General features: G+C 53.1%; 9 protein-coding genes. All 9 read left to right on the top strand.

What is annotated here, in order from left to right; translation table 11 throughout:
• Positions 1-845 (top strand): elongation factor Tu (tuf, locus tag CWM53_RS17050; protein ID WP_100750817.1); only part of this gene is annotated, 845 nt, incomplete at its 5' end.
• Positions 846-1,183: 338 nt separating this feature from the next.
• Positions 1,184-1,567: a preprotein translocase subunit SecE gene (gene secE / locus CWM53_RS17040; protein WP_002883772.1), complete on the top strand. Its 384-nt coding sequence runs from the start codon at positions 1,184-1,186 to the stop codon at positions 1,565-1,567.
• 1 nt (position 1,568) lies between these two features.
• Complete coding sequence (gene nusG / locus CWM53_RS17035; protein ID WP_007665882.1) at positions 1,569-2,114, top strand: transcription termination/antitermination protein NusG; 546 nt, start codon at positions 1,569-1,571, stop codon at positions 2,112-2,114.
• A gap of 155 nt (positions 2,115-2,269) precedes the next feature.
• Positions 2,270-2,698, top strand: coding sequence for a 50S ribosomal protein L11 (rplK, locus tag CWM53_RS17030; protein ID WP_008808007.1), 429 nt, complete (start codon positions 2,270-2,272; stop codon positions 2,696-2,698).
• Positions 2,699-2,701: 3 nt separating this feature from the next.
• Positions 2,702-3,406, top strand: a complete 705-nt coding sequence (rplA, locus tag CWM53_RS17025; RefSeq protein ID WP_061156161.1) for a 50S ribosomal protein L1 — start codon at positions 2,702-2,704, stop codon at positions 3,404-3,406.
• 413 nt (positions 3,407-3,819) lie between these two features.
• Entirely contained in the window at positions 3,820-4,317 is a 498-nt protein-coding gene (rplJ, locus tag CWM53_RS17015; protein ID WP_001207203.1) for a 50S ribosomal protein L10, read from the top strand.
• 66 nt (positions 4,318-4,383) lie between these two features.
• Positions 4,384-4,749 carry a 50S ribosomal protein L7/L12 gene (gene rplL, locus CWM53_RS17010; protein WP_002884142.1) on the top strand — a complete coding sequence of 122 codons (366 nt, stop codon included), beginning with the start codon at positions 4,384-4,386 and terminating at the stop codon, positions 4,747-4,749.
• A gap of 324 nt (positions 4,750-5,073) precedes the next feature.
• On the top strand, positions 5,074-9,102 hold the full coding sequence (gene rpoB, locus CWM53_RS17005) for a DNA-directed RNA polymerase subunit beta (protein WP_061156160.1): 4,029 nt from the start codon (positions 5,074-5,076) through the stop codon (positions 9,100-9,102).
• Positions 9,103-9,178: 76 nt separating this feature from the next.
• Positions 9,179-13,402 carry a DNA-directed RNA polymerase subunit beta' gene (gene rpoC, locus CWM53_RS17000; protein ID WP_061156159.1) on the top strand — a complete coding sequence of 1,408 codons (4,224 nt, stop codon included), beginning with the start codon at positions 9,179-9,181 and terminating at the stop codon, positions 13,400-13,402.
• Positions 13,403-13,496 lie beyond the last annotated feature (94 nt).

The raw sequence follows: 13,496 nt of genomic DNA, 5'->3' as shown, positions 1-13,496 counted from the left end.
CGCAGACTCGTGAGCACATCCTGCTGGGTCGTCAGGTAGGCGTTCCGTACATCATCGTGTTCCTGAACAAATGCGACATGGTTGATGACGAAGAGCTGCTGGAACTGGTTGAGATGGAAGTTCGTGAGCTGCTGTCTCAGTACGATTTCCCGGGCGACGACACTCCGATCATCCGTGGTTCTGCTCTGAAAGCGCTGGAAGGCGACGCAGAGTGGGAAGCGAAAATCATCGAACTGGCAGGCTTCCTGGATTCTTACATCCCGGAACCAGAGCGTGCGATTGACAAGCCGTTCCTGCTGCCGATCGAAGACGTATTCTCCATCTCCGGTCGTGGTACCGTTGTTACCGGTCGTGTAGAGCGCGGTATCGTTAAAGTCGGTGAAGAAGTTGAAATCGTTGGTATCAAAGAAACCGCGAAAACCACCTGTACTGGCGTTGAAATGTTCCGCAAACTGCTGGACGAAGGCCGTGCTGGTGAGAACGTAGGTGTTCTGCTGCGTGGTATCAAACGTGAAGAAATCGAACGTGGTCAGGTACTGGCTAAGCCGGGCAGCATCAAGCCGCACACCAAGTTCGAATCTGAAGTGTACATTCTGTCCAAAGACGAAGGCGGCCGTCATACTCCGTTCTTCAAAGGCTACCGTCCGCAGTTCTATTTCCGTACTACTGACGTGACTGGTACCATCGAACTGCCGGAAGGCGTAGAGATGGTAATGCCGGGCGACAACATCAAAATGGTTGTTACCCTGATCCACCCGATCGCGATGGACGATGGTCTGCGTTTCGCAATCCGTGAAGGCGGTCGTACCGTTGGCGCGGGCGTGGTTGCTAAAGTTCTCAGCTAATCGCTGATAACATTTGACGCAATGCGCAATAAAAGGGCATCATTTGATGCCCTTTTTGCACGCTTTCATACCAGAACCTGGCTCATCAGTGATTTTTTTTGTCATAATCATTGCTGAGACAGGCTCTGAAGAGGGCGTTTATACACCAAACCATTCGAGCGGTAGCGCGACGGCAAGTCAGCGTTCTTCTTTGCAATAGCAGGGCAGGGGCGACAGAACTGCCAGCGTTGAAGCAGTTTGAACGCGTTCTGTGTATAATCCGAAACTTAATTTCGGTTTGGATCGCCTCGCCCCCGCGGGGTGAAATTGTTTGTAGAATACTTCTGACAGGTTGGTTTATGAGTGCGAATACCGAAGCTCAAGGGAGCGGGCGCGGCCTGGAAGCGATGAAGTGGATTATCGTTGCCGTGCTGCTGATCGTGGCGATCGTGGGCAACTTCCTTTATCGCGACATTATGCTGGCGGTGCGTGCGCTGGCCGTGGTTATTCTTATTGCTGCTGCCGGTGGCGTCGCGCTGTTGACGACGAAAGGTAAGGCGACCGTTGCTTTTGCTCGCGAAGCGCGAACCGAAGTGCGTAAAGTGATTTGGCCGACTCGCCAGGAAACGCTGCATACTACGCTGATTGTTGCTGCCGTGACTGCAGTAATGTCACTGATCCTGTGGGGACTGGATGGTATTCTGGTTCGCCTGGTCTCCTTTATCACTGGCCTGAGGTTCTGAGATGTCTGAAGCTCCTAAAAAGCGCTGGTACGTCGTTCAGGCGTTTTCCGGTTTTGAAGGTCGCGTAGCTACTTCGCTGCGTGAACATATCAAATTACACAACATGGAAGAGTTGTTTGGCGAAGTCATGGTTCCAACCGAAGAAGTGGTTGAAATCCGTGGCGGCCAGCGTCGCAAAAGCGAACGTAAATTCTTCCCAGGCTACGTTCTGGTTCAGATGGTCATGAATGACGCGAGCTGGCACCTGGTGCGCAGCGTACCGCGTGTGATGGGCTTCATCGGCGGTACTTCCGACCGTCCGGCGCCGATCAGCGACAAAGAAGTTGACGCCATCATGAACCGTCTGCAGCAGGTTGGCGATAAGCCGCGTCCGAAAACGCTGTTTGAGCCGGGCGAAATGGTTCGTGTCAACGATGGTCCGTTCGCTGACTTTAACGGCGTCGTTGAAGAAGTGGACTACGAAAAGTCCCGCCTGAAAGTTTCCGTTTCTATCTTCGGTCGTGCGACTCCGGTAGAACTGGACTTCGGTCAGGTTGAGAAGGCGTAAGCCGGCGATCAAAAAAGCAGCGATTTAATCGTTGCATAGGGCGCGAAATTGGCATACAATTTCGCGCCTTTTGTTTTTATGGGCCTGGCCCGTAAAACGATGTTTATCACGGGGAGCTTCTCTGAAGCGCTATAACCCAATTTGAGGATTTAAGAATGGCTAAGAAAGTACAAGCCTACGTCAAGCTGCAGGTTGCAGCTGGTATGGCAAACCCGAGTCCGCCGGTTGGTCCAGCACTGGGTCAGCAGGGCGTTAACATCATGGAATTCTGCAAAGCGTTCAACGCAAAAACTGAATCCATGGAAAAAGGTCTGCCAATCCCGGTTGTTATCACCGTTTACGCTGACCGTTCTTTCACTTTCGTTACCAAAACCCCGCCGGCAGCAGTTCTGCTGAAAAAAGCGGCTGGTATCAAGTCCGGCTCTGGTAAGCCGAACAAAGATAAAGTTGGTAAAATTTCCCGCGCTCAGCTGCAGGAAATCGCGCAGACCAAAGCTGCCGACATGACTGGTGCCGACATTGAAGCGATGACTCGCTCCATCGAAGGTACTGCACGTTCCATGGGCCTGGTAGTGGAGGACTAAGAAATGGCTAAACTGACCAAGCGCATGTCCGTGATTCGTGACAAAGTTGATGCAACTAAACAGTACGACATCAACGAAGCCATTGCTCTGCTGAAAGAACTGGCTACTGCTAAGTTCGTTGAAAGCGTTGACGTTGCTGTAAACCTGGGCATCGATGCTCGTAAATCTGACCAGAACGTACGTGGTGCAACTGTACTGCCGCACGGTACTGGCCGTTCTGTTCGCGTTGCCGTATTTGCCCAGGGCGCAAACGCTGAAGCTGCAAAAGCTGCAGGCGCTGAGCTGGTAGGTATGGAAGATCTGGCTGACCAGATCAAGAAAGGCGAAATGAACTTTGACGTTGTTATTGCTTCTCCGGATGCAATGCGCGTTGTTGGCCAGCTGGGCCAGGTTCTGGGTCCGCGCGGCCTGATGCCAAACCCGAAAGTGGGTACCGTAACCCCTAACGTTGCTGAAGCGGTTAAGAACGCGAAAGCAGGTCAGGTTCGTTATCGTAACGACAAAAACGGCATCATCCACACCACCATCGGTAAAGTGGACTTTGACGCTGACAAACTGAAAGAAAACCTGGAATCTCTGCTGGTTGCGCTGAAAAAAGCAAAACCGACTCAGGCTAAAGGCGTGTACATCAAGAAAGTTAGCATCTCCACCACCATGGGTGCAGGTGTTGCAGTAGATCAGGCTGGCCTGAACGCTTCTGCAAACTAATGCCTTTACGTGGGCGGTGATTTTGTCTACAATCTTACCCCCACGATTCTGTCAATAAGACAGACGCTATGCGAGTCATTTGAATTGCAGCAAGGCAGCAATCGAGTGAATCACCGGGAGTGTAGTTAACTACATGACCGGTGTGAACGAGAGCAGCTAACGCCGCTGCGGTTCGAAGGACGAAGTCATAGGAAGAATTTGTTCGTTGGAGCCTGGCCTATCCAGGCCTCCGTCGAAGACCGCAGGAGTCTCGTAAGAGACTTAATCCCCTGCGTAGACGGTGACAGAACGCTAAGATTATTTTTGGATATTCTGGCTTGTTTCTGCTCACCGTATTAAGACGCTCTATTCGTTGAATAGAGTGAAGTGAGTTCCAGAGCATGAGCTCTGGCAAACATCCAGGAGCAAAGCTAATGGCTTTAAATCTTCAAGACAAACAAGCGATTGTTGCTGAAGTCAGCGAAGTAGCCAAAGGTGCGCTGTCTGCAGTAGTTGCGGATTCCCGTGGCGTAACTGTGGATAAAATGACTGAACTGCGTAAAGCAGGTCGTGAAGCTGGCGTATACATGCGTGTTGTTCGTAACACCCTGCTGCGCCGCGTCGTTGAAGGTACTCAGTTCGAGTGCCTGAAAGACACGTTTGTTGGTCCGACCCTGATTGCATACTCTATGGAACACCCGGGCGCTGCTGCTCGTCTGTTCAAAGAGTTCGCGAAAGCGAATGCAAAATTTGAGGTCAAAGCCGCTGCCTTTGAAGGTGAGCTGATCCCGGCGTCGCAGATCGACCGCCTGGCAACTCTGCCGACCTACGAAGAAGCAATTGCACGCCTGATGGCAACCATGAAAGAAGCTTCGGCTGGCAAACTGGTTCGTACTCTGGCTGCTGTACGCGATGCGAAAGAAGCTGCTTAATTGCAGTTGTCTTTATAAAGCATTCGCTTACGTATAAACTTATTCTGATATTCAGGAACAATTTAAATGTCTATCACTAAAGATCAAATCATTGAAGCAGTATCCGCTATGTCCGTAATGGACGTTGTTGAGCTGATCTCTGCAATGGAAGAAAAATTCGGTGTTTCCGCTGCTGCTGCTGTAGCTGTAGCTGCTGGCCCGGTTGAAGCTGCTGAAGAAAAAACTGAATTCGACGTAATTCTGAAAGCTGCTGGCGCTAACAAAGTTGCTGTTATCAAAGCAGTACGTGGCGCAACTGGCCTGGGTCTGAAAGAAGCTAAAGACCTGGTAGAATCTGCTCCGGCTGCACTGAAAGAAGGCATCAGCAAAGACGACGCTGAAGCTCTGAAAAAATCTCTGGAAGAAGCTGGCGCTGAAGTTGAAGTTAAATAAGCCAACCCTTCCGGTTGCAGCCTGAGAAATCAGGCTGAGGCTGGTGACTTTTTAGTCACCAGCCTTTTTGCGCTGTAAGGCGCCAGTAGCATTTCACACTGTTTGACTGCTGGTTTGCCTGACAATGCTTGTTTCTATCGACGACTTAATATACTGCGACAGGTTAGGGTTCCTGGGCTGTGTAAATCGCAACGAAATGGTTTAAGCGTGATAGCAACAGGTATTGCGGAAAGTGTTCCATTTTCCGGTCAACAAAATAGTGTTGCATAAAAAACTGCCTTACTTAGGCAGACGGGTCGACTTGTCAGCGAGCTGAGGAACCCTATGGTTTACTCCTATACCGAGAAAAAACGTATTCGTAAGGATTTTGGTAAACGTCCACAAGTTCTGGACATACCTTATCTCCTTTCTATCCAGCTTGATTCGTTCCAGAAGTTTATCGAGCAAGATCCTGAAGGGCAGTATGGTCTGGAAGCAGCCTTCCGTTCCGTATTCCCGATTCAGAGCTACAGCGGTAATTCAGAGCTGCAATACGTCAGCTACCGTCTGGGCGAACCTGTTTTTGATGTTAAAGAATGTCAGATCCGTGGCGTGACTTATTCTGCACCGCTGCGCGTAAAACTGCGTCTGGTGATCTACGAGCGCGAAGCGCCGGAAGGCACCGTTAAAGACATTAAAGAACAAGAAGTCTACATGGGCGAAATTCCGCTCATGACCGACAACGGTACCTTCGTTATCAACGGTACCGAGCGTGTTATCGTTTCTCAGCTGCACCGTAGCCCGGGCGTCTTCTTTGACAGTGACAAAGGTAAGACCCACTCATCCGGTAAGGTCCTGTATAACGCACGTATTATCCCTTACCGCGGTTCCTGGCTGGACTTCGAATTCGACCCGAAAGACAACCTGTTTGTTCGTATCGACCGTCGTCGTAAACTGCCGGCAACTATCATTCTGCGCGCGCTGAATTACACCACTGAGCAGATCCTTGACCTGTTCTTCGAGAAAGTGGTCTTTGAAATTCGCGACAACAAGCTGCAGATGGAGCTGATACCGGAGCGTCTGCGCGGTGAAACCGCCTCCTTCGATATCGAAGCCAACGGTAAAGTGTACGTTGAGAAAGGCCGCCGTATTACTGCGCGCCACATTCGCCAGCTGGAAAAAGACGATATCAAACATATCGAAGTTCCGGTTGAGTACATTGCGGGCAAAGTCGCTTCTAAAGACTACATCGACGAAGCGACTGGCGAGCTGATCTGCCCGGCGAACATGGAACTGAGCCTGGATCTGCTGGCTAAGCTGAGCCAGTCAGGCCACAAGCGTATCGAAACGCTGTTCACCAACGATCTGGACCACGGCCCGTACATTTCTGAAACGGTACGCGTCGACCCGACCAACGATCGTCTGAGCGCGCTGGTAGAAATCTACCGCATGATGCGCCCGGGTGAGCCGCCGACTCGTGAAGCGGCTGAAAGCCTGTTCGAGAACCTGTTCTTCTCCGAAGACCGCTACGATCTGTCCGCGGTTGGTCGTATGAAGTTCAACCGTTCTCTGCTGCGTGACGAAATCGAAGGTTCCGGTATCCTGAGCAAAGACGACATCATCGAAGTGATGAAGAAGCTCATCGATATCCGTAACGGTAAAGGCGAAGTCGATGATATCGACCACCTCGGCAACCGTCGTATCCGTTCCGTTGGCGAAATGGCGGAAAACCAGTTCCGCGTTGGCCTGGTGCGTGTAGAGCGTGCGGTTAAAGAGCGTCTGTCTCTGGGCGATCTCGATACCCTGATGCCTCAGGATATGATCAACGCCAAACCGATTTCCGCAGCAGTGAAAGAGTTCTTTGGTTCCAGCCAGCTGTCACAGTTTATGGACCAGAACAACCCGCTGTCTGAGATTACGCACAAACGTCGTATCTCCGCACTCGGCCCAGGCGGTCTGACCCGTGAACGCGCAGGCTTCGAAGTTCGAGACGTACACCCGACTCACTACGGTCGCGTATGTCCAATCGAAACGCCTGAAGGTCCGAACATCGGTCTGATCAACTCCCTGTCCGTGTACGCACAGACTAACGAATATGGCTTCCTTGAGACGCCGTATCGTAAAGTGACTGACGGTGTGGTTACCGACGAAATTCATTACCTGTCTGCCATCGAAGAAGGTAACTACGTCATCGCTCAGGCGAACTCCAACCTGGATGACGAAGGCCACTTTGTTGAAGATCTGGTTACCTGCCGTAGCAAAGGCGAATCCAGCTTGTTCAGCCGCGACCAGGTTGACTACATGGACGTATCCACCCAGCAGGTGGTATCCGTCGGTGCGTCCCTGATCCCGTTCCTGGAACACGATGACGCCAACCGTGCATTGATGGGTGCGAACATGCAACGTCAGGCGGTTCCGACTCTGCGCGCTGATAAGCCGCTGGTTGGTACCGGTATGGAACGTGCTGTTGCCGTTGACTCCGGTGTTACTGCGGTCGCTAAACGCGGCGGTACCGTTCAGTATGTGGATGCTTCCCGTATCGTTATCAAAGTTAACGAAGACGAGATGTACCCGGGCGAAGCAGGTATCGACATCTACAACCTGACCAAGTACACCCGTTCTAACCAGAACACCTGCATCAACCAGATGCCTTGCGTGTCCCTGGGCGAACCCATTGAGCGCGGCGACGTGCTGGCCGACGGCCCGTCCACCGACCTCGGTGAACTGGCGCTGGGTCAGAACATGCGCGTAGCGTTCATGCCGTGGAACGGCTACAACTTCGAAGACTCCATCCTCGTATCCGAGCGTGTTGTCCAGGAAGACCGTTTCACCACCATCCACATTCAGGAACTGGCGTGCGTGTCCCGTGACACCAAGCTGGGGCCGGAAGAGATTACCGCTGACATCCCGAACGTGGGTGAAGCTGCGCTCTCTAAACTGGATGAGTCCGGTATCGTTTATATCGGTGCGGAAGTGACCGGCGGCGACATTCTGGTTGGTAAGGTAACGCCGAAAGGTGAAACCCAGCTGACGCCGGAAGAGAAACTGCTGCGTGCAATCTTCGGTGAGAAAGCGTCTGACGTTAAAGACTCTTCTCTGCGCGTGCCGAACGGTGTCTCTGGTACCGTTATCGACGTTCAGGTCTTTACCCGTGACGGCGTAGAAAAAGACAAACGTGCGCTGGAAATCGAAGAGATGCAGCTGAAGCAGGCGAAGAAAGACCTGTCTGAAGAACTGCAGATCCTCGAAGCCGGTCTGTTCAGTCGTATCTACGCGGTGCTGGTCTCCGGTGGCGTTGAAGCTGAGAAGCTCGACAAACTGCCGCGCGATCGCTGGCTGGAACTGGGCCTGACCGACGAAGAGAAACAAAATCAGCTGGAGCAACTGGCTGAGCAGTATGACGAACTGAAACACGAGTTCGAGAAAAAACTCGAAGCGAAACGCCGTAAAATCACTCAAGGCGACGATCTGGCACCGGGCGTGCTGAAGATTGTTAAGGTATACCTGGCCGTTAAACGCCGTATCCAGCCTGGTGATAAGATGGCAGGTCGTCACGGTAACAAGGGTGTTATCTCTAAGATCAACCCGATCGAAGATATGCCGCACGATGCTAACGGTACGCCGGTAGATATCGTACTGAACCCGTTGGGCGTACCGTCTCGTATGAACATCGGTCAGATCCTGGAAACTCACCTGGGTATGGCTGCGAAAGGCATCGGCGATAAGATCAACGCCATGCTGAAACAGCAGCAAGAAGTCGCGAAACTACGCGAATTCATCCAGCGTGCTTACGATCTGGGCGCTGACGTTCGCCAGAAAGTTGACCTGAATACCTTCAGCGATGAAGAAGTTCTGCGTCTGGCTGAAAACCTGCGTAAAGGCATGCCGATCGCAACGCCGGTATTCGACGGTGCGAAAGAAGCTGAAATCAAAGAGCTGCTGCAGCTGGGCGACCTGCCGACTTCCGGTCAGATCACCCTGTTTGACGGCCGCACCGGTGAACAGTTCGAACGTCCGGTAACCGTGGGTTACATGTACATGCTGAAACTGAACCACCTGGTCGACGACAAAATGCACGCTCGTTCCACCGGTTCCTACAGCCTGGTTACTCAGCAGCCGCTGGGTGGTAAGGCGCAGTTCGGTGGTCAGCGCTTCGGTGAGATGGAAGTGTGGGCGCTGGAAGCTTATGGCGCGGCCTACACCCTGCAGGAAATGCTCACCGTTAAGTCTGATGACGTGAATGGTCGTACCAAGATGTATAAAAACATCGTGGACGGCAACCACCAGATGGAACCGGGCATGCCGGAATCCTTCAACGTACTGTTGAAAGAGATCCGCTCGCTGGGCATCAACATCGAACTGGAAGACGAGTAACTCTCGCTCAAACAGGTCACTGGTGCCGGGGTAAAACCCGGCGCCAGATTGTGCTAACTCCGACGGGAGCAAATCCGTGAAAGACTTATTAAAGTTTCTGAAAGCGCAAACTAAAACCGAAGAGTTTGATGCGATCAAAATTGCTCTGGCATCGCCAGACATGATCCGTTCATGGTCTTTCGGTGAAGTTAAAAAGCCGGAAACCATTAACTACCGTACGTTCAAGCCTGAGCGTGACGGTCTGTTCTGTGCTCGTATTTTCGGGCCAGTAAAAGACTATGAGTGCCTGTGCGGTAAGTACAAGCGCCTGAAACACCGCGGTGTGATCTGTGAGAAGTGCGGCGTTGAAGTGACCCAGACTAAAGTGCGTCGTGAGCGCATGGGCCACATCGAGCTGGCATGTCCGACGGCGCACATCTGGTTCCTGAAATCGCTGCCGTCCCGTATCGGCCTGCTGCTGGATATGCCGCTGCGCGATATCGAACGTGTACTGTACTTCGAATCCTACGTGGTTATCGAAGGTGGCATGACTAACCTCGAACGCAACCAGATCCTGACTGAAGAGCAGTACCTGGATGCGCTGGAAGAGTTCGGTGACGAATTCGACGCGAAAATGGGTGCGGAAGCGATCCAGGCGCTGCTGCGCAATATGGATCTGGAGCAGGAATGCGAACAGCTGCGTGAAGAGCTGAACGAAACCAACTCCGAAACCAAGCGTAAAAAGCTGACCAAGCGCATTAAGCTGCTGGAAGCGTTCGTTCAGTCTGGCAACAAGCCGGAGTGGATGATCCTGACCGTTCTGCCGGTTCTGCCGCCAGATCTGCGTCCGCTGGTTCCGCTCGATGGCGGCCGTTTTGCGACTTCTGACCTGAACGATCTGTATCGTCGCGTCATTAACCGTAACAACCGTCTGAAACGTCTGCTGGATCTGGCTGCGCCGGACATCATCGTACGCAACGAAAAACGTATGCTGCAGGAAGCGGTTGACGCCCTGCTGGATAACGGTCGTCGCGGTCGTGCGATCACCGGTTCTAACAAACGTCCTCTGAAATCTTTGGCCGATATGATCAAAGGTAAACAGGGTCGTTTCCGTCAGAACCTGCTCGGTAAGCGTGTTGACTACTCCGGTCGTTCTGTTATCACCGTAGGTCCATACCTGCGTCTGCATCAGTGCGGTCTGCCGAAGAAAATGGCGCTGGAGCTGTTCAAACCGTTCATCTACGGCAAGCTGGAACTGCGTGGCCTGGCCACCACCATCAAAGCCGCTAAGAAAATGGTTGAGCGCGAAGAAGCCGTCGTTTGGGATATCCTGGACGAAGTTATCCGCGAACACCCGGTACTGCTGAACCGTGCACCAACCCTGCACCGTTTAGGTATCCAGGCATTCGAACCGGTTCTGATCGAAGGTAAAGCCATTCAGCTGCACCCGCTGGTTTGTGCGGCATATAACGCCGACTTCGATGGTGACCAGATGGCTGTTCACGTACCGCTGACGCTGGAAGCCCAGCTGGAAGCGCGTGCGTTGATGATGTCTACCAACAACATCCTGTCCCCGGCGAACGGCGAACCAATCATCGTTCCGTCTCAGGACGTTGTACTGGGTCTGTACTACATGACCCGCGACTGTGTTAACGCCAAAGGCGAAGGCATGGTGCTGACTGGCCCGAAAGAAGCGGAGCGTATTTATCGCGCCGGTCTGGCCTCTCTGCATGCGCGCGTTAAAGTGCGTATCACCGAATACGAAAAAGACGACAATGGTGAATTCGTCGCGAAGACCAGCCTGAAAGACACGACCGTTGGCCGTGCCATTCTGTGGATGATCGTACCGAAAGGTCTGCCGTTCTCTATCGTGAACCAGGCGCTCGGTAAGAAAGCAATCTCCAAGATGCTGAACACCTGTTACCGTATTCTGGGCCTGAAACCGACCGTTATTTTTGCGGACCAGACGATGTACACCGGCTTTGCTTATGCAGCGCGTTCAGGTGCATCCGTTGGTATCGATGACATGGTCATCCCGGAGAAAAAATACGAAATCATCAGCGAAGCGGAAGCGGAAGTTGCTGAGATTCAGGAACAGTTCCAGTCTGGTCTGGTCACCGCGGGCGAACGCTACAACAAAGTTATCGATATCTGGGCTGCGGCGAACGATCGTGTATCCAAAGCGATGATGGATAACCTGCAAACTGAAACCGTGATTAACCGTGACGGTCAGGAAGAGCAGCAGGTTTCCTTCAACAGCATCTACATGATGGCCGACTCCGGTGCGCGTGGTTCTGCAGCACAGATTCGTCAGCTGGCTGGTATGCGTGGTCTGATGGCGAAGCCGGATGGCTCCATCATCGAAACGCCGATCACCGCGAACTTCCGTGAAGGTCTGAACGTACTCCAGTACTTCATCTCCACCCACGGTGCGCGTAAAGGTCTGGCGGATACCGCACTGAAGACAGCGAACTCCGGTTACCTGACTCGTCGTCTGGTTGACGTTGCCCAGGACCTGGTCGTCACTGAAGACGACTGCGGTACCCTGGAAGGCATCACCATGACGCCGGTTATCGAAGGTGGCGACGTTAAAGAGCCGCTGCGCGATCGCGTACTGGGTCGTGTGACTGCTGAAGACGTTCTGAAGCCGGGCACCGCGGACATTCTGGTTCCACGCAACACGCTGCTGCATGAGCACTGGTGTGACCTGCTGGAAGAGAACTCCGTTGACTCTGTCAAAGTTCGTTCCGTTGTATCCTGTGACACCGACTTTGGTGTATGTGCGCACTGCTACGGTCGTGACCTGGCGCGTGGCCACATCATCAACAAAGGTGAGGCTATCGGCGTTATCGCGGCACAGTCCATCGGTGAGCCGGGTACACAGCTGACGATGCGTACGTTCCACATCGGTGGTGCGGCATCTCGTGCGGCTGCTGAATCCAGCATCCAGGTGAAAAACAAAGGTAGCATCCGTCTGAGCAACGCGAAGTCGGTTGTGAACTCCAGCGGTAAACTGGTTATCACCTCTCGTAACACCGAGCTGAAACTGATCGACGAATTCGGCCGTACGAAAGAAAGCTATAAAGTGCCTTACGGCTCCGTTATGGCGAAAGGCGATGGCGAACAGGTTGCCGGCGGTGAAACCGTTGCAAACTGGGATCCGCATACCATGCCGGTTATCACCGAAGTGAGTGGTTTCGTCCGCTTCACTGACATGATCGACGGCCAGACCATTACTCGTCAGACCGACGAGCTGACCGGTCTGTCTTCGCTGGTGGTTCTGGATTCTGCAGAACGTACCGCAGGTGGTAAAGATCTGCGTCCGGCGCTGAAAATTGTTGATGCTCAGGGCAACGACGTTCTGATCCCAGGCACCGATATGCCTGCTCAGTACTTCCTGCCGGGTAAAGCGATTGTTCAGCTGGAAGATGGCGTACAGATCAGCTCTGGTGACACCCTGGCGCGTGTTCCGCAGGAATCCGGCGGTACCAAGGACATCACCGGTGGTCTGCCGCGCGTTGCGGATCTGTTCGAAGCACGTCGTCCGAAAGAGCCGGCAATCCTGGCTGAAATCAGCGGCATCATTTCCTTCGGTAAAGAAACCAAAGGGAAACGTCGTCTGGTTATCACCCCGGTAGACGGTAGCGAACCGTACGAAGAGATGATTCCGAAATGGCGTCAGCTGAACGTGTTCGAAGGTGAACGTGTAGAACGTGGTGACGTGGTTTCCGACGGTCCGGAAGCACCGCACGACATTCTGCGTCTTCGTGGCGTGCACGCGGTAACGCGTTACATCACCAACGAAGTTCAGGACGTTTACCGTCTGCAAGGCGTTAAGATTAACGATAAGCACATTGAGGTTATCGTTCGTCAGATGCTGCGTAAAGCGACCATCGAAAGTGCTGGTAGCTCCGACTTCCTCGAAGGCGAGCAGGTTGAATACTCCCGCGTTAAGATCGCTAACCGCGAGCTTGAAGCGAATGGCAAAGTTGCGGCAACCTATTCCCGCGACCTGCTGGGTATCACCAAAGCGTCTCTGGCAACCGAGTCCTTCATCTCCGCGGCATCGTTCCAGGAGACCACTCGCGTGCTGACCGAAGCAGCTGTTGCGGGCAAACGCGACGAACTGCGCGGTCTGAAAGAGAACGTCATCGTGGGTCGTCTGATCCCGGCGGGTACCGGTTATGCGTACCACCAGGATCGTATGCGCCGTCGCGCAGCGGGCGAACAGCCAGCTGCACCGCAGGTGAGCGTAGAAGAAGCGTCTGCCAACCTGGCAGAACTGCTGAACGCAGGCCTTGGCGGTTCTGACAACGATTAATCGTTGATGCACTGCTAAAAAGCCGGTCAGGTTTCCTGACCGGCTTTTTTATTGTTTGTCCGCCGCCTCGCCCTCGTCTTTAATTACATTTACG

It is taken from the genome of Klebsiella sp. A-Nf5 (assembly GCF_002810545.1).
GTDB classification, from domain to species: Bacteria; Pseudomonadota; Gammaproteobacteria; order Enterobacterales; family Enterobacteriaceae; genus Klebsiella; species Klebsiella variicola.
The sequence above is the reverse complement of the archived record's forward strand: the minus strand, read 5'-3'. Positions and strand labels throughout refer to the sequence as shown.

Excerpts from the sequence above, each read along its gene's own strand:
- secE (WP_002883772.1), top strand. The coding sequence starts at position 1,184 with ATGAGTGCGAATACCGAAGCTCAAGGGAGCGGGCGCGGCCTGGAAGCG.
- nusG (WP_007665882.1), top strand. The coding sequence starts at position 1,569 with ATGTCTGAAGCTCCTAAAAAGCGCTGGTACGTCGTTCAGGCGTTTTCC.
- rplK (WP_008808007.1), top strand. The coding sequence starts at position 2,270 with ATGGCTAAGAAAGTACAAGCCTACGTCAAGCTGCAGGTTGCAGCTGGT.
- rplA (WP_061156161.1), top strand. The coding sequence starts at position 2,702 with ATGGCTAAACTGACCAAGCGCATGTCCGTGATTCGTGACAAAGTTGAT.
- rplJ (WP_001207203.1), top strand. The coding sequence starts at position 3,820 with ATGGCTTTAAATCTTCAAGACAAACAAGCGATTGTTGCTGAAGTCAGC.
- rplL (WP_002884142.1), top strand. The coding sequence starts at position 4,384 with ATGTCTATCACTAAAGATCAAATCATTGAAGCAGTATCCGCTATGTCC.
- rpoB (WP_061156160.1), top strand. The coding sequence starts at position 5,074 with ATGGTTTACTCCTATACCGAGAAAAAACGTATTCGTAAGGATTTTGGT.